The organism is Campylobacter sp. IFREMER_LSEM_CL2090 (genome assembly GCF_025771865.1).
Lineage (GTDB): Bacteria > Campylobacterota > Campylobacteria > Campylobacterales > Campylobacteraceae > Campylobacter_D > Campylobacter_D lari_D.
On the sequence record NZ_JAKMRA010000009.1, the window covers coordinates 64985 to 83096 of the forward strand.

The 18112-nt window shown below is 30.2% G+C and carries 15 protein-coding genes and 4 tRNA genes; 7 read left to right on the plus strand and 12 right to left on the minus strand.

Going from position 1 to position 18112, the window contains the following annotated elements:
• Nucleotides 1-43 precede the first annotated feature (43 nt).
• Nucleotides 44-3667: a filamentous hemagglutinin N-terminal domain-containing protein gene (locus L8V85_RS06685; RefSeq protein ID WP_263737712.1), complete on the plus strand. Its 3624-nt coding sequence runs from the start codon at nt 44-46 to the stop codon at nt 3665-3667.
• 10 nt (nt 3668-3677) lie between these two features.
• Nucleotides 3678-5357 (plus strand): ShlB/FhaC/HecB family hemolysin secretion/activation protein, encoded by a 1680-nt coding sequence (locus tag L8V85_RS06690; protein WP_263737713.1) that lies wholly within the window; start codon nt 3678-3680, stop codon nt 5355-5357.
• On the opposite strand, the gene L8V85_RS06695 is transcribed toward L8V85_RS06690, so the two are convergent.
• From L8V85_RS06695 to L8V85_RS06725, 7 genes are read right to left on the minus strand one after another with little or no spacing between them, the layout of a single operon-like run.
• A complete protein-coding gene (locus tag L8V85_RS06695; protein ID WP_133319043.1) occupies nt 5354-5926 on the minus strand; it encodes a type II secretion system protein in 573 nt (190 codons plus the stop codon). The two genes, L8V85_RS06690 and L8V85_RS06695, sit on opposite strands and share 4 nt — an antisense overlap.
• Nucleotides 5923-6930 (minus strand): tRNA (adenosine(37)-N6)-threonylcarbamoyltransferase complex transferase subunit TsaD, encoded by a 1008-nt coding sequence (gene tsaD, locus L8V85_RS06700; RefSeq protein ID WP_263709531.1) that lies wholly within the window; start codon nt 6928-6930, stop codon nt 5923-5925. The genes L8V85_RS06695 and tsaD overlap by 4 nt, the downstream gene beginning before the upstream one ends.
• Nucleotides 6927-8315 carry a M99 family carboxypeptidase catalytic domain-containing protein gene (locus L8V85_RS06705; RefSeq protein WP_220566709.1) on the minus strand — a complete coding sequence of 463 codons (1389 nt, stop codon included), beginning with the start codon at nt 8313-8315 and terminating at the stop codon, nt 6927-6929. The genes tsaD and L8V85_RS06705 overlap by 4 nt, the downstream gene beginning before the upstream one ends.
• On the minus strand, nt 8312-9391 hold the full coding sequence (dxr, locus tag L8V85_RS06710; protein WP_263709533.1) for a 1-deoxy-D-xylulose-5-phosphate reductoisomerase: 1080 nt from the start codon (nt 9389-9391) through the stop codon (nt 8312-8314). Before dxr ends, L8V85_RS06705 begins: the two co-directional genes overlap by 4 nt.
• Complete coding sequence (locus L8V85_RS06715; protein ID WP_220566711.1) at nt 9388-10116, minus strand: phosphatidate cytidylyltransferase; 729 nt, start codon at nt 10114-10116, stop codon at nt 9388-9390. The genes dxr and L8V85_RS06715 overlap by 4 nt, the downstream gene beginning before the upstream one ends.
• An 11-nt stretch (nt 10117-10127) precedes the next feature.
• Nucleotides 10128-10448, minus strand: coding sequence for a hypothetical protein (locus tag L8V85_RS06720; protein WP_133319048.1), 321 nt, complete (start codon nt 10446-10448; stop codon nt 10128-10130).
• A 2-nt stretch (nt 10449-10450) separates the two neighbouring features.
• A complete protein-coding gene (locus tag L8V85_RS06725) occupies nt 10451-11755 on the minus strand; it encodes an NFACT RNA binding domain-containing protein (protein ID WP_220566712.1) in 1305 nt (434 codons plus the stop codon).
• Nucleotides 11756-11796: 41 nt separating this feature from the next.
• On the opposite strand from L8V85_RS06725, the gene L8V85_RS06730 reads away from it, so the two are divergent.
• Genes L8V85_RS06730 through L8V85_RS06740 form a run of 3 tightly spaced genes read left to right on the plus strand, consistent with a single transcriptional unit; the run spans nt 11797 to nt 13733 of the window.
• Entirely contained in the window at nt 11797-12396 is a 600-nt protein-coding gene (locus L8V85_RS06730; protein WP_263709535.1) for an NTP transferase domain-containing protein, read from the plus strand.
• Nucleotides 12359-13333 (plus strand): phospholipase A, encoded by a 975-nt coding sequence (locus tag L8V85_RS06735; protein ID WP_263661593.1) that lies wholly within the window; start codon nt 12359-12361, stop codon nt 13331-13333. Before L8V85_RS06730 ends, L8V85_RS06735 begins: the two co-directional genes overlap by 38 nt.
• Before the next feature lies 1 nt (nt 13334).
• Nucleotides 13335-13733, plus strand: coding sequence for a hypothetical protein (locus L8V85_RS06740; RefSeq protein WP_263663038.1), 399 nt, complete (start codon nt 13335-13337; stop codon nt 13731-13733).
• 24 nt (nt 13734-13757) lie between these two features.
• On the opposite strand, the gene L8V85_RS06745 is transcribed toward L8V85_RS06740, so the two are convergent.
• Complete coding sequence (locus L8V85_RS06745; RefSeq protein ID WP_412175071.1) at nt 13758-15110, minus strand: Na+/H+ antiporter NhaC family protein; 1353 nt, start codon at nt 15108-15110, stop codon at nt 13758-13760.
• A 134-nt stretch (nt 15111-15244) separates the two neighbouring features.
• On the opposite strand from L8V85_RS06745, the gene ilvD reads away from it, so the two are divergent.
• Entirely contained in the window at nt 15245-16921 is a 1677-nt protein-coding gene (ilvD, locus tag L8V85_RS06750; RefSeq protein WP_263670434.1) for a dihydroxy-acid dehydratase, read from the plus strand.
• Between the two features lie 73 nt (nt 16922-16994).
• Here ilvD and L8V85_RS06755 read toward each other — a convergent pair.
• The 4 genes from L8V85_RS06755 to L8V85_RS06770 form a co-directional block, all read right to left on the minus strand.
• A tRNA-Ser gene (locus L8V85_RS06755) sits at nt 16995-17082 on the minus strand.
• A gap of 35 nt (nt 17083-17117) precedes the next feature.
• A tRNA-Cys gene (locus L8V85_RS06760) sits at nt 17118-17191 on the minus strand.
• 16 nt (nt 17192-17207) lie between these two features.
• Nucleotides 17208-17296 (minus strand) — tRNA-Leu (locus L8V85_RS06765).
• A gap of 9 nt (nt 17297-17305) precedes the next feature.
• Nucleotides 17306-17380, minus strand: a tRNA-Gly gene (locus tag L8V85_RS06770).
• 150 nt (nt 17381-17530) lie between these two features.
• On the opposite strand from L8V85_RS06770, the gene L8V85_RS06775 reads away from it, so the two are divergent.
• The coding region (locus tag L8V85_RS06775) for a cache domain-containing protein (RefSeq protein WP_263661590.1) at nt 17531-18112 on the plus strand (582 nt) is incomplete at its 3' end.

Sequence of the window (18112 nt, forward strand, 5' to 3'; positions counted from 1 at the left end):
TAAAAATTACATATTGATATTAATAATTATTTAAGGATAGCTGATGTCTAGTTTTTCTAACCATATTCTTTTATCTGGTATTGTTATTTCTATCTTATTTGATCAAAGTCTAGCGCTACCTAGTGGTGGTAAATTTACACATGGAACTAGTGGTTCTATTAGCATAAATGATAATCATATGAATATCCACGGAAATGGGCAAAATTCTGTAATACAATGGGGGGGGGGATTTAGCATAGGCAAAAATGAAAGTGTAAATTTTAATGGCTCTAACAAAAACTACCTAAACATTGCTCATGGTACAAGTAAATCCACCATAGAAGGTTTATTAAATGCAAGTGGCAATAATGTCTTTTTAATCAATCCTAATGGAGTAATCATAACTAAAACAGGAACTATCAATGCTAATCGCTTTGTGGCTTCAACCTCATCAATAAGTTCTGATGAAATACAAAAATTTGCAAATGGAAAAACAAACACCATACAATCACCCATTATAAAATTAGATAAAAACAATGGCAATGTAGTTAATATGGGAAATATTAACGCTGAAGAAGTTGTCTTTATAGGAAATAAAATTTTATTAAATTCAAATATTAAAAATTCAAATGATTTATTAACTAAAATCAACTCAAAAAACATCAAACTTATAGGAAACGAAATAGACATTGATACATCAAATATAAACGCAAATTCTTTATCAAAATTAGAAGTAAGCGCTAAAGAAAGAGGTTCTATATATTTAAATGCTAGTGGATATTACTACGATCCTAATTCTTTTGCAGTTTTTGATAAACTTAAACAAGCTGATTTTCAAAATATAAAACATAATAATAACTCTTTTAACATATATGATTTTGTAGGAATATCTTCAGATGTTGATTGGTGGCATTTTGCCAAAGGTTGGAATGAAAATAAAAAAGATTTTAGAAATACAGCTGTTGAATACAGACTAACAAATGATATAGATTTTAAAAGAAAAAACTATGCAAATTACTGTATAGAAGGATATGGTTGCACCAATATGATAGTAGGATATAAAGATCCTATTTACAATGATAATTGGGAAATTATAGAAGATAATAGCTTTTATAATAAAATTTTTGACGGACAAAATTTTGCTTTAAAAAATATATTCATAGATACAAATGTGTTATCAGATTCTTTAAGATATGTTGGTATATTTGGAAATGCTAATGGTTCTGAATTTAAAAATATAATAATTGATTATGACGATAATTCTATTCTATCAAACTCAATGTATACTGGAGGTTTTGTAGGACATGCAAGTGGTGGCAGTAAATTTGAAAATATAGAGTTAAAAAATATCTCTAAAATCTCTACACAAAATAAAAACAACCTCTACGCAGGAGGTTTTATAGGATATGTTAATGGTGCTAACTTTAACAAGATTGATATAAAATCAATAGGAGAAATCAGCGGTATTAGCCTTGAAAATAGATCACATATTGGAGGTTTTGTAGGTGGAATTAACAATGGAAAATTTGAAAATATAAACATATCACAAATAAATAAAATTATTAATGATAAAACAACAAAAGCAACATATACAGGTGGTTTTGCCGGAGAAGTATGGGGAGGAAAATTTAGCAATATCGATATAAGACAAATTGATGAAATTAATGGAGGTTTTGTTACAGGTGGTTTTTCAGGTAATATAGGCTATGCTGATCTTGAAAATATAAATTTAGATATAAACAACATAACCTCCACTTTTACTACTTTACGCCATACTTATGCTGGTGGATTTGTAGGAAGTATTGATTCTGGTGATACTTATTTTAAAAACATCAATGTGCGTGTTAAAAATGTAAAAAGCATTAGTCAAGATAACAAAGATGGCTCGTTGGAAGAAGATTTTTTTGATACAGGAAATGCTTATGCTGGCGGGTTTGTAGGTTTTGCTAATGGAGGTGTTTTTGATAATATTAGCATAGAAGCTGAAAAAATAGAAAGCATTAATAATAACTCCATGGAAGGCACTCGTGCTGCAAGCGGTGGCTTTGCAGGAAAAATAGAAGGATATAGAAGTGATAATTTATCTCTTTCAAATATCACAATAAAAAATATTGACACTATTTCAGGCAAGATTGAAAAAGACAAAAGTGGAATGGTGAATGTTGGAGGTTTTGCAGGATGGATTCAAAAAGAAGGTAAAGGAAGTTTTTCTAACATAAGCATATATGATATAAAAAATATACAAGCTTATGGACAAAAAGACTTTGCCAATGCTGCTGGGTTTATCGGATATATTGAAGGGCGTTCAATGTTTCAAAAATTTAATTTAGATTTTAAAAATATATATTTATTTTTTGAAAATGACTCCCAAATACAATCTTTTGCAAGTGATGGTAAAAATTTAAGTGGAAAATTTATTAGTGCCTATAACGATAAAAATGTAAATTTAGCTTTTAAGAATATACATATTTATCATCATGAAAATGATTTTAATGATGTTTTTAGCGACTTAAAATTATGGAAAGATATGAAAATTAATATTCATACCTATAATGATGATAATAAAAATTTAAAATTTGAAGATTTTTTAAGTAAAGATAATACAATAGCAAGACCTATTATAGAACTACCAAAAAAACCAGATTTTTCAAATAAAATAGAAATTAATTACCCAAATATAGACAATATCATACAAGAAGAAGCCATCCTTGGTAAAGATGATTTATATGAAGATGTCATCAAAAATGAAATTCTAGCAGATCTTATCAATCAGCATTATAAAATATATATTGATGTTTTATTGGATATGTTAGCAGAAAAAGATTATAATCTAATGACAGAAGATGAAAAAGTAGATTTTGTGGCAAAATACTTCATCAAAGATACAGCAAATAATAAATCACAAGCCTTGAAGATAGTTCAAAGTTTAGATTTTATAATGGCTTATCAAAACAACGGATTAAATAATGCAAATAATGATAAATTTGAAGAAGGTGTAAAAGATTTTTATCAAAACAATATAAAATCAAATATAGACAAAACAATTGAGAAAAAAATAAGTATATTAGAAATTCTAAAAGGAGAATTAAAAGATATAGTTTTAAATTCACAACAACTTCTAAAAGAATTGGAAAATATAAAATTACAACTTCAAATAGCAGAAAAATCTTATAATGACTATATAAAAAACAATTCTTCACTAGATCCTAATAAGCTAGCTCAATTACTTAAAAATATCAATATGCTAGAAAAACAACAAGAAACAATAGCTTCCAAATTAGGATTAGCAGAAATTAAAAATAAAATAGAATATCAACACAATAAAGGTAGTTTTTTAATAATGGGAGATTATCAATATGACTTATATAAACCTATTTTAGAAAGCATTGATCTAACACCTAGCATTCCTATTGAACCTGATTTACCTTGGACCGATCTAACACCTAGTATTCCTAGCATTCCTACACTAGAAAACAATCAAGCAAAATCAAGTCTAAACAATAATCAAAACTATCCTGCAATGATTAATGACAATATTGCTAATTTATTTTTATTTAATTCTTTAGGAGATGATTTAGTTAAAGATGAAATAATAATCAAAGAAATTGGGGAACTTGATATAGAAGCTCGTAAAAAAACTTGTATTGTAAGCGATGGGTTTAAAGCTATGAACCCATGTGCTAATTAAAGAAAGTTAAATGCATAAGATTATTGTTTGCACCTTAATTTTAACATGTGCTTTACGAGCTACAAATGACAATATAAAAATAATAGAATTATCTCCTGATAGAAATATACCACAAAACAAAGCTTTAAAAGAAAATTTAAAAACCGAACAAAATTATGAAAAATTTCAAGATGCTAGAGAAATCATAAATACACACCAAGAACATTATGAAAAAGAAATACTTACTCACTATAATTTTCACATCACAAACAAAGGAATTGATTTTGAAAATTTAGGAATTGAAGAAGAGGAATTACATAATCTCATATTAAATTATGAACAGAAAAAATTTAATATCCAAGATTTGCAAGATGTATCAAATATTGTTGCTTATTATTTCCAAGTTAATGGCTATCCTGCCGCAACAGTGTTTATTCCAAAACAAAATTTTGAAGATGGCAATATAGAACTAAACATTGCTTTAGGAGTATTTGGAAAACACATAATAGAAAACAAAACCTCGATCAAAGATCATTTCATAAAAGATAAATTAGATAAAAAACTTAAAGGTAGAATTATCTCCACTAAATTAATAGAAGATAGCGCATATAAAGTCAATGAAATGTATGGAGTACAAACCCTAGCAGGCTTACAAGCAGGAGAGAATGTAGGAGAAACTGATGTAGTTATAGAAGTAGTTCCTGATACTAAGGCCAATGTATTATTATATGCTGATAATTATGGTATTGAAAGTTCTGGCAAATATAGAATAGGCATCAGCATGGGATTTAATTCTATATTTAATATGGGAGATTATTATAATTTTTACTTACAATCAAGCAATGAAAAACAAATCAACTATGGAGCTAGTTATACTTTCTTTTTAGGAAATTTAAAAATTACTCCAAGTGTATCAAAAGGAAATTATTCCTTGGGAGAAGATTATGAAAATGCCGGATTTTATGGTACTTCTAGAAATTTCGGTATAGACTTTTCTTATCCTGTGTGGATTAATACTAATTCATCTTTATACTTTACTTCTAGTATTTATCATAAAATACTTAGTGATACAAGTGCTGGATTTTTAACTTTTAATAAGCATTCTAATGTAGGTAGTATGGGTTTAGAAGGTTTATTTAGAAATTTTCATAACACTTTTATTTATAGTACCAAAATCAACCTAGGCAAGGTCTATGACGATGGGGTTAATTTTTTAGGCACTAATTATAAAAATAATAGTAATGGCATGGGTTGGTTTAGAAAACTCAATGCTAGTTTGAATAATTATTATAGTATTAATGAGTATATTACTCATACTTTAAATATAAACTATCAAAAGGTATTAGGAAATTTTGAATTAGATTCTTCTGAGAGTTCATCTTTAGGTGGAGCTTATGGAGTAAGAGCTTATGATAATGGAGAAGGAGATGGAGATAATACCATAGTAGCTAACTTTGGTATAAGAATAAATATACCAAATACTAATTTTTATTTTACTCCTTTTTATGATATAGGTTATGCTTGGTATGAAAAAGCTTCAGGGGATAGATTAACAGATGAGCATTTTTTAGATGCAGTAGGCTTACAAATACTTTATAATAAAGCTAATGAGTATTATATAAAGCTTGATGCAGCAAGAGCAGTTCATCAGTATAAATATGATGATGAACATAGAATGAAATTGTATTTAAGTGGAGGGGTGTATTTTTAACTACCACTTAGAAAATACACTCTAGTAGCTAAATCTTTAAAAGCTTTAGAGTGGATTAGACCTTGACAAGCTTTGGATTTTGAAGTGCTTGCAAATTCACTTTGGCTAAAAGCATTTAAAGCTTCATCTAGTTGAGTTTTTATACTTTGATTTTTAGGATCTTTCAAAGCTTGATTTTTTAAATCTGCTATATTTTGGGCTTTGCTTTTTTGAGCATTATCTACCATAAGCGCTAAAAGCAAAACACTTTCTTTATCTACAAAAAGCACTTTAAAACACTGCTCATCATTTCCCACACTAAAATCAAGCTCTTTGGTGGAATTTTGCAAAGTTGATAAATCTTCATTTTTTATATTTGCTACATTGCTCATTAAAGCTATATTTGAAAGACTTTCATTTTTTAATATATAAGCACTTATATCATTAATAAAAATTTTTAAATTTCCCAAAGCTTGAACCACACTTGCCTCATCTTTACTTGTGCTAAATTTTGGCAGAGCAACCGCAGCTAAAACTCCAAGTATAATTACTACAAACACAAGCTCTATAATAGTAAAAGCTTTTTTCATAATATGCCTTGTAAGTTTTTTACCTTAGGCTTTATAAGATCATCTTCTATATTTACAAATTCTTTACGCTCATAAGCCTCGCAAGCTGCCCTTGCTATCATCAAAGCATTATCCGAACAATACTCAAGCGGAGCTAGCAAAAGCTCACAATGATAACTTTGACATAAATGCTCTATTTGACTTCTTAAGCTTAAATTTGCACTAGCTCCGCCTACTATACCAAAGCGTTTAAATTTATACTCTTTAAAAATTTTTTCTAACTTGTTTAAAATATGAGCTATGGCTGCTTTTTGAAATGCAAAGGCAATTTTACTTTTACGCTCCAAGCTTAATTCTTCTCTTAAAATTTCCAAACGCACTTGGTTTTTAAGTCCTGAAAAACTATAAGCTAAATCTTTAGAATGAAGCAAGGGTATGCTAAATTCTAAATCACTTTCTTCTACATTTTTAGCTAAATTTTCTATGATAGCTCCGCCAGGATAGCCAAGATCCATCATTTTTGCTACTTTATCAAAGCTTTCTCCAAAGCTATCATCGGTTGTTCTTGCTAATTCTGTGATTTTACCTTGCTCATTAATAAAAAGCACCATAGTATGCCCACCACTTACAAGCAACACACCCATATCAAAATTAGCTTTTTTATCTAAAAACATAGAATAAATATGCCCTTTTAGATGATTAATCGCAATGAGCGGTAAATTTAAACTAATAGCAAGCATTTTAGCCATAGCTACTCCACCTATCAAACTCACACTAAGGCCAGGTTCATTTGTAACTGCTATGGCGCAAAGTTTATCAAAGTATTTTTGGCATCTTTTTAAAATCTTAGGTAAAGCTTCACTATGTAATCTTGCGGCAAGCTCGGGCACCACCCCTCCATAAGCACTATGGGCATTTTCTTGAGAAATTTTTGTATGAAAGATACACTCAAAGCTATTTTTATTAATGATAGCAATAGAACTATCATCACAAGAGCTTTCTATGGCAAGAATCAAATCTCTCATTGAAATTCCACTAAAATCATACCGATAAATTTGTCTTTTTGTTCTGCTTTTTCTATGGCTTTTGCAGGTATATTTGCTTTTTTAATTTCTTTAAAATTAGTCTTTCTTTCTAAAACTTGATCGGCTAAATTTGCATTCTTTAGCTCATAAAATTCTACTCTGTAAATTTTTCTTTTTTTATCCAAAGAATAACGGCTTTGCATTTGGTTTTTGCTTATAACAATATCACTTTCATCAACACCCCTATCAAAACCTATAACATTAACTCTTACACCTGCTATAGAAGGTATTTTAAAATTATCTTTTACCATAATTTTTTGAGCAAAATTTGTTTGTATATTTTTTCCATCTACTATCACTTCAACACTATCTAGAGCATTTGAAAATTCAAAATATTCAGGATACAATCTTGTTTGCAAGCGATTGCCATAATTGATTGAATATGAGTTAGCATTGGAAATTACTGCAGTAATCTCATTACTTGCTTCATAATTTAAAGCTTGATTAATAGGAAAAGGTAAAAAATTTATAGCACTAGCAGGTTTATCAAGATAAAGTAAAATTTTATCATTAAAAAGTTTTACCTCTAAAGGCTTTTCAATAGCTCTATAAACTCCATTTGGAGTTAAATCGAAAGTTCTTTGAAATTCTATATTTGCCTTTTTTAGATAATACTCCACCGCCAAAAGATGATAATATACTCTTAAATGCGTTGGTAAATTTTTGCTCGCTTCATTAGCAAAGGCTGCTTTGTGATTTGACACCACAAAATAAGTTAAAGCCTTTAGCATATCTTTATCATTGCTTTCTTGGGTTTTGGTATTTTTTAAATGATATTGATGTTCTTCTTTAACCAAAGCTTTATTGATATTTTCCACTGCCTCTTTAGCAATATTTTCCAAATCTGCATATTTAGTAGAATTTACCTCACTTTGATCAATAATACTAGTATTGCCCCAGCGATTTGGATTTTTATCTTTGCTTTCATATTGAGGTCTATAAAATCCACTTCCATCGTGCAAATTTATAACCATATTTACCTCAGGTTCCAAAATAAGCTTTTTTATGCGCTCTATAGTGTGAAAATCAGGATCGTTTTCATCTATATGGGCAAATTTTCTATTTAAATCTCCAAAATTTCCTCTATTTCTAGCAATAATACTTTCAAAAGCTAAATTTGGTGCGACAATAATTTTACCTTTAGTGATATTATAATCACTCAAAAGCAAACTAGCAGCATGAAACCCACCTGGCTCGTCTCCTTGTATACCTCCAAGGATTAAAACCGTATTATTATCATCTAAACTTTTTCCATTTTCTTTAACGCTAAACTCTAAAGCAAAAACCACATTTATAAAAATCAAAATACTTAAAAAATATCTCACTTCATTTCCTTATCTAAATAAAGCCTAACTTGCTTATCATACTCAAAAACATCTTCAATTTGGTTAATCTTTGGCACACCAAAATAATCCAATGCTTTAAAAATACCCTTGGCTATGTCTAAAAACTGCGCTTTTTGGGCTAAAAATTGATACACCATATATTCATTTGCACTATTTATAATCACACCCAAGTCAGGCTTTTTCAAAAGCTCATCTTTAAGTGAAAATATAGGATATTTTTTTAAACTAATTTTTTCAAATTTTAAACTTGGCATAGCTAACAAATCCAAATTTTCTATAAAGCTTTGTTCATGCTCATCTAAAATAGCTTGAGCTATAGACAAACGCATATTTGCATGAGAAAAATATGCACTCATACCACCATCTTTAAATTCACATAAAGCATGCACTAAAGACTTTCTTTCTATCAAAGCATCTATTTGTTTAATACCATAAAGATGATAAGCTTCGATAATTTCAAAAAGTTTATTACACATGCTAGCACTATCTATGGTGATCTTAGCTCCCATGCTCCAGTTAGGATGCTTAAGAGCTTCTTTTACACTGACATTTTTTAAATCTTTGATTTTATAATTATAAAAGGCCCCGCCACTTGCTGTGATAAAAAGTTTTTTAATATCTTTTCTTTTATCTATCAAGCACTTTAGTGCTGCATGTTCGCTATCTATGGCTTTAATCTTAGAAGTGTCAAAAAATTTCCCTGCTACTACTAAGCTTTCTTTGTTTGCCAAGGCTAAAATTTTACCAAGCTTTTGCACCATAAGACTTGAACTTAAGCCTGCAAAACCTACTATAGCATTTACCACTAAAGAACTTTTGCACTCAGCTATCATCGCTTTTAAACCCTCTTGACCACAAAAAATCCTATCATGATCAACTAAGGTTTTATCTTTTTCATCTTGTATACATACAAATTTAGGCTTAAAAAGAGCTATTTGCTCATTTAAAAGCTTGATATTTTTACCACAAGATAAGGCTTCTATGTTTATGTTTTTTTCTTGAGCAATAAAAAGAGTATTAACTCCTATACTTCCCGTGCTTCCAAGTACGATCATACTAAAGTTGCCATTGCAAATGCTGCAATGATAACAGCATCAATTCTATCTAAAACTCCCCCATGCCCTGGGATTAAATTACCACTATCTTTAATACCTGCTTGTCTTTTAAAATAACTCTCAAGCAAATCCCCTATCACAGCAAAAATAGCTACGATTAAAGATATATAAATACTTTTTACCAAGCTAAATTCAAAAGAGCCTATGATAGTTCCTAAAATCCCCGCACAAACAATGCCACCTACAACACCTTCTAAGGTTTTATTTGGACTTGTTAGAGAAAAAGCTCTCTCGCCAATTAGTTTTCCTATAAAATACGCCCCACTATCGCAAGCAACGACAATCACTATAAGCCAAAATAATACAAACATACCCTCATAACTTAATACTTGATAAAGCATTAAAATAGGTAAAGTAGGATATATATAAGGCATAAGTTCATTTAAATTTTCACTTTTTTTATAAACTAAATATCCTAAAATCAAAATCAAAGCCAAAAGGCCTATAAAGAAAGGTTTATCTAAAAATGCTCCTATTGCAAAAACACACAAAGCTACAAAAACACTTGCATGTTTGCTTTTAAACATAGTTTTTGCTTCATTAAATGCCAAAAACAATAAAACACCAAAAATCGCAAAATTAATCAAAAAATTATCCACCAAAGCAACAACAGCTATCACAGCTATCATCACAATAGCACTAAGAATTCTTGTCTTTGAAAACATTTTTATCCTTTCTATATACTTAAATCAAGCAAATGAGAACTTTTTTTAACTACTTCTTGCCCCTCTTGTTCATCTTCATCTTCTTGCTCTTGTTCTTGATGATGTTTAGAATGCTTTTTTTCTTCCTCTTGCCTTTCTTTTACTTCATCACTTACTTCATGAGTTTGATTAACTTTTTCAAGTTTTTCAACCGCCTTTTCTTTTGCTTGAAATTCACTCATATTTACCAAAGTTGCAAAAGAATCTTTTGCCAATTCATTACTAGCTTGTGCTGAATGTACTGGTGCATTTTGGTTAGCAAAATGAATACCACCTATGGGACTTATAGGCATACTTACTCCTTTAAAACGCTTAAAGTCTTATAATTTGTATAATTTACAAAAGCCTTTTCTTTTATTTTTACAAAATTCTTACTAGTATAATCGACCAAATAAACTCCAGAACTTAGCTTGGAAAATTCCACACAAAGCTTTGCTGCAAATTCTAGCACTAATTGACTTATTTTTAATTTATTTGAAGTAATGATCACATGTGCACTAGGATAATCTTTTACATGCAGCCAAATATCATCTTTTTTAGCTATTTTTAATAAATACTCATTAGCTTTTTCATTGCGTCCTACGCTGATTTTAAACTCATCAAAATAAAAGCTACTAACCCCTGCATTTAGTTCCTCTTTTTTTGTTTTTTTCGTTTTTTTAGGCATTAAAACTTCTAATTCTCTCAAAGAGGTGCTTTTAGCAATTAAGTCTTTTAAATTTATTAGAAAATCAAGTTTTTCACTTAAAATTTCTCTTTCTATATTGATATTTTTAGCCTTTTGTTTTAGCTTTTTAGCCATTTTATAAAATTCATTCGCACTGTTTTTAGGAGTATCTTCGAGCTTAAAAGCAAGCTCATTTGCATTAAAATCTTGTAAAATAAATTCTCTTTGATAATCTTTTAAAGAATTTAAATTAGCAAACAAAACATCTGCTTTTTGGCTTAATTCTTGAGCTTTTTTTAATAAATTACTTTCTTGCTCTAAATTTTCTATACTCTCTTTAAGAGTAAAGATTTTTTTATCTATATTTAAAAGTTTATTTTCTTTTATATCTTTTAGGCGATCTTGCTGTAACTTTTTAGCACTTTCTTTAAAATACACATTAAAATCATCAATCTTTACAAATTCTTCTTTGATCTCATAAGCTTTTAAAGCTTGGAGTTTTTCGCCTATTTTTACAACGCGGTAGCTTTTATCTATATGACGCAAAGCTTCTATAATAATATCATCAGTGTCTGTGATGATTACATTAGTGTTTTTTCCTGTAAATTCAAAATAAATCTTAGCCCCATAAGCTTTATAAGATTTTTCCGATAAAACTTCAAAAGATAAAATTCTATTATTTTCTAATACTTCTAAATTTAAAATCTTTGCGTTAGAGAAGTATTTTTTTAGCATAAAATCAAAAGGTGCATTATAGACTTTTGCTTGGAGTTTATCTTGGTAAATTCCACTTTTTCCACGCGTTAAGTCTAGTATAAAAGCTTGATGATCTAAGCTAAGCTCTAAGATATTATCATCAAGGCGTTTGAGATAATTTAGTCTTTGAAATTGTTTAAAATAATCTTTTATTTGTATTAAATCTGTATATTTCATAAATGTATTATAAAATATTTTGATGAATTTATGAGGTTTTTATGAGTGAAAAAATTCCCTATCCTTGTGTGATTTTATGTGGTGGAAAGTCTTCGCGTATGGGAGAAGATAAAAGCTTATTGCAAGTAGATGATAAAAACTTAACTCTTTATCAATATGAAAAAATGTCAAGAATTTTTAATCAAGTTTTTATTAGCACCAAAAAAGATAAATTTCATCAAAAAAACTTAGCACTTATTTTAGATGAGGATTTAAACAACTATTCTCCACTCATTGCCTTAAATTCCATACTTAAACATTTTAAAAATACCTATGTATTTATCCTTAGCGTGGATACTCCAAACATAAACAAAGAAAGTTTTTACAAGCTTTTTGATCATCTAAAATCACAAAATATACTCTTAGCAAGCACAAAAAAACACAAGCATTATTTATGTGGATTTTATCATAGTAGGAATTTTGAAAAAACTTTGCAATTTTTACAAGAAAACAATCACAAATTAGCCCTTTTTTGTGATACAATGAAAGCAGAATTTATAGAATTTGAAGATGATAATGAGTTTATAAATTTAAATTATTTTAAAGAATATAAAAAGTGGCTTCATGAAAAAGACAATTCTACCCATAGTATGTGCTTTTAGTGCTTTAGCAAATGAGGATTTATTCAATCAAGCCTTAGAATATGAAAATCAAGGTAAGTACAAAAAAGCTATGCAAATTTATAAAAGCTTGGCTTTAAAAGAAAAACAAAAAGAAGCAAGTTTAGAAAAGTCTTTTAATTTTGAGCAAAATACATCCAAAGAGAAAAAATTAGATGATATTAATCCAAAAAATGAAGCTTTAGCAAACTACCTTGGCACAGAAAAATCATACAATCCTTTTGGTATTAGCACGCATAATCTTAGCTATTTTATGCCTGTTTCTTATAGTTTTAGCAAGAGAGATTATAAAAGTACTGAAACTAAATTTCAAGTAAGCCTTAAAAAAACTCTTTTTGAAAATCTTTTGGGTTTAAATGAAAGTTATAACATAGGCTATACGCAAATTTCATGGTGGCAACTTTATAAACATTCTGCTCCTTTTAGAGAAACAAACTATTTACCTGAATTTTTTATCAACTTTCCTATAAGCGGACATGGTGCTTTTGAGAATTTAAAAGATGTACGCATAGGCTTATTACATGAATCTAACGGGCAAAATGATCCAAAATCAAGATCATGGAATAGAATTTATCTAAGCAATGCATGGTTTTTTGGCGATTTTATGTTCATACCTAGAGTTTGGCTAAGAATTCCTGAAAAAAGTTCAGAAGATGATAATCCTGATATAGAAAAATATTTAGGTAATTTTGATATTAATCTTGCTTATACCCAAGATGATTATTTTATCAATATATTGTGGCGTAATAATTTAAATTTTGCTAATAACCGCGGTGCAGTAGAAATAAGCGGAGCTTATAAAATTTCTAACAATGGCTTATATATTTACACTCAGTATTTTAACGGATACGGTGAGAGTCTTATTGAGTATAATAAATCTTCAAGCAGACTTTCAAGTGGAATATTGTTAATGTATTAAAATGGAAAAATTTTGCTTTATTAAGTTTATCATTAATAATGAAAAGTCTTTTAAAAGATTGTGCGATTTGTTTAATTATATCAAAATCTTAAAAGATGAGAATTTACAAATAGAAGATTTATACACAGATAAAAGTATATATAATTTTTACAGCAAAAAAGAATTAGAATATTTCTCAAGCAAAGATTGTTGGGGGTTTGATGATATTTTTGACTGCATAGGAAATGGAGAATACTATTTTCACTCCATAGAAAAAATAGAGGAAAATATCGCCAAATTGTATTTTTACCCCATTTCTTTTCCTTATGGTGGAGTTGAACCTATAATCGAGTTTATAAAATCATTTCAAATGAAAATTCTTACAATTGATTGTGGTTATATGGAAGAATTTGAATATTAAAAGCCTTTTTAGACTTTTAATATTTTAAATTAAGAAAAATGCTATAACACTACCCAAGATAAGCAAAGAGCCATTAAAGCATAAAAAGGTTGGTATACAAGTATCTTTTATATGATCACCTTGCTTATCTGCATTAAGCCCTACACTCACTCCCAAAGTCGTTTCACTAGCAGGTGATCCTGCATCGCCCAAAGCTCCAGCAACACCGATGATAAAAATAATCGCAGCAGGTGAAAAACCAAGTTCTATACATATAGGACAAAATAAGGCAGCGATGATAGGAATAGTACCAAAAGAACTGCCTATACCTATAGTGATTAAAAGACCTATAGCTAGCATAATAAAAATAGCTAAAAAGTGACTTTGCTCCATAAAAGGCACGCTTGTTTTTACAAGCTCAGCTATACCTCCACTTTGTTTTAAAACCTCTCCATATCCTGAAGCAACAAGCATTACAAAAGCTATATAACCCATGATTTTAAGCCCATCATCAAAAACTAAATTAACTTTGTTATACTCTACTCCACCCAAAACCACCATCAATACAAAACCTAAAAGCCCTGATAAAGGTAAATTGTGCGTTAAAATTTGTAAAATCAAAGTCAATCCAAGGCCAGCTAAAACTCCCCATTCTTTTTTACTCATTTTTAGATTTTCAAAATCCATTTTGGCAATTTGCTCTTCTTGATATTCTCTTGGCTTAGCATAAAATACAAATACAGCCAAAAATAAACCAACTAACATACAAATAGCTGCAAAAGCCATAGTTTGAGAAACTTCTCCTAGACTAATTTGCACCCCATTTGAATTTAAATTATCCACAAGCAAAGTTTGAAAAATAAGCCCAAAACCTAAAGGCACCACCATATAAGGTGTGGTAAGTCCAAAAGTTAATGCACAAGCTATAGCTCTACGATCTATTTTTAATTTATTAAAAAGTTTCAACAAAGGTGGAATTAACAAAGGTACAAAAGCTACATGGATAGGGATTAAATTTTGCGAAAAACAAGCAATAAGTGCCAAAGAAAGTATAAGTAAGTATTTTTTATGTGAAATATAATGCGAAACTATTTTAATCAAATATGCTGTTAGATTAGTTTTTGATATAGCAGCAGCCACCGCTCCAAGCAAAATATAACTTAGTGCTGTTTGCAAATTCCCTTGCATACCATCGATTAAAACTTTCATAGAATCCATCATAGCTTGTGGAAGTTGGGTAAAAAAATCCACCAAACTTAAATGCTCCATATGCATAAATTTAGACCAAATGCCTACAAAAAGCCCAGAAAGCAAAACACTAAGCAAAACATTAAACCTAAAAAAACACAAAAGCGTCATTAACAAAACGCCTATAAATACTGGATTAGTTAAAAGCATTACATTCCTTAAATCAAAATAATTGCACATTTTAAATAATTTTCTTTAAAATACTATTTAAGTTTAAAAAATTTAAGCAAAAATTGCAAAATAAAAGCATAAAATGATAGTTTTTACTTTAAAAAAGGATACAAATGAGAAGTGACGCAATCAAAAAAGGACACTTAAAAGCACCAAATCGCTCTTTACTTAGAGCATGTGGCTTAAATGATGAAGATTTTAATAAGCCTTTTATAGGTGTGGCAAATAGCTATATAGATATCATCCCAGGACATTTTTTCTTAAATGAATATGCAAAAATCATTAAAGATGAAATCCGAAAAAATGGCTGTATTCCTTTTGAATTTAACACCATAGGTGTTGATGATGGTATAGCTATGGGGCATGATGGTATGCTTTATTCTTTACCAAGTCGTGAAATCATCGCAAACTCTATTGAAACAGTGATGAATGCACACCAACTTGATGCACTAATTTGTATTCCAAATTGTGATAAAATCACTCCAGGTATGCTCATGGGGGCTTTAAGAGTTAATGTGCCGACTATTTTCGTTAGTGGTGGACCTATGAAAGCAGGAGTAAATAAACATGGAGAAAAAATCAGTCTAAGTTCTGTTTTTGAAGCAGTGGGAGCTTATGAGGCTAAAAAAATCAATGGAGAGGATTTAAAAGATATAGAATGCAAAGCTTGTCCTAGCGGTGGATCTTGCTCGGGTATGTTTACTGCAAATTCTATGAATACTTTATGCGAGGCTATGGGTATAGCACTAGAAGGAAATGGAACTATTTTAGCACTTAGCAAAGAAAGAGAAGAGCTTTTAAGAAAAGCTGCGCGTAGAATTTGTGAAATTGCCCTAGATGAGCGTTTTAAAATTCGCAATATTATTACTAAAAAGTCCATTAACAATGCTTTAGTTGTTGATATGGCTATGGGTGGAAGTTCAAATACTATCTTACATATGCTTGCCATTGCTTATGAAGCAGGTGTAAATTTGGATATAAAAGAACTCAATCACATCAGTGCTAATGTGGCCCATATAGCCAAAATCGCTCCATCTTTAAATACTGTTTATATGGAAGATATACACAAAGCAGGTGGAGTAAGTGCGGTAATAGCTGAAATAGCCAAAAAACCAGGCCATATTTTAGAACTTGACACTCTAGATATTAGTGGAAAAACTTTAAAAGAGCGCATTAAAAATGCTGATATTAAAGATGAAAACATTATAAAAAAAATAGACAATGCCTATTCAAATGTAGGTGGGCTTGCTATACTTTTTGGGAATTTAGCTGAGCAAGGCTGTGTGATAAAAACTGCAGGTATTATGGGCGAGCGTAAATTCAAAGGAAAAGCAGTTTGTTTTAACTCTCAAGAAGAAGCCATTAAAGGCATTATAAAAGGTAAAGTTAAAGAAGGCGATGTGTGCGTGATACGCTATGAAGGACCAAAAGGCGGACCTGGCATGCAAGAAATGCTTAGTCCGACTTCATTACTCACAGGCATGGGGCTTGGTGCTAAAGTTGCACTTATAACAGATGGTCGTTTTAGCGGAGCTACAAGAGGACTTAGCATAGGCCACATTTCTCCTGAGGCTGCAGAAGGTGGACTTATAGCGCTTTTAAAAGATGGTGATGAGATAGAAATTGATGTAGATACTTACAGCATCAATGCAAATTTAGCCCAAGATGAAATTGCTAAACGCAAAGCAAATTTTAAAATGCCTTATAAGCAAATAAATTCAAGATGGCTTAAAATGTATCAAAAGCTTGTTAGTAATGCTAGCAAAGGCGGGATTTTAGACTTAGAATAATTTTCTTAATTTCTTAAAGAAATTAAGAAATATCTTTTAAATGTAAAACAAAATATGAAAAATTATGTTAAAGTGGCCGGGAGAAAGGGATTCGAACCCCTGGAGGTGTGACCCTCAACGGTTTTCAAGACCGCCGCTTTCGACCACTCAGCCATCTCCCGTAAAAGAATAAAAATATCAAGTATTAACATCGCATTGGAGGCGACATCCGGATTCGAACCGGAGATCAAGGCTTTGCAGGCCCATGCCTTACCGCTTGGCTATGTCGCCTTGAGTTACCAAAAAGTGGTGCCCGAGGCCGGACTTGAACCGGCACGGAAGAAAAATTCCGAGGGATTTTAAGTCCCTTGTGTCTACCAATTCCACCACCCGGGCGGGTGATAATGGAGCGGGAAACGAGATTCGAACTCGCGACCCCAACCTTGGCAAGGTTGTGCTCTACCCCTGAGCTATTCCCGCATTAAAGTTGAAATTATACTTATTAAAACTTAAATGCACATAAAAAATATAAAAACTACATATGTTTTCAAAAGATAAAAAATTTTTATTTTTTTCTAATTATTTTATAAGTAAAATACCCGGCCAAAAAATAACTAAAAAGGAACAAGTATGTTTAAATTTAACAGTTTATCTAATAAATTGACAACAATAGCCTGTTTTTTAATAGCTATTATACTAATAGTTGTTAATATGATTAGCTATTATCAATCTAAAGAAAGCACTAGTTATTATCTAGAAGAAATTCAGAAAAAAACTATGTTTGATGTTAATTCAGCATACAATATATATTCTGGAGCAAAAAGAGATGCCATTGCTTCTATTGTTAAATTTGTAGAAAAAAATCCAAGGGTTAATTCTGGCGAACTATTTGATATATTAGAAACAGTAAAAGAAGCAGCTGGCTTTAATGTAGTATATATTGGATTTAATGACGATGGAAAATTATATCAATCTAACAGAATTATTAGAAGTCCTGAAGAAACCGGATTTGATGCAAGAACAAGGTCATGGTATCAAGAGGCCAAAAGCGTGGGAAAACTTGTAGTATCAGATCCTTATAAAAGCATAGAAGATGACTCTATAACAGTTTCTTATACAGCTCCAATATATTCCAATGGAAAACTCTTGGCAGTAGTTGGAGGTGATTACAACCTGCATACTTTTGCAAAAGATGTATTAATAATGGGTCGC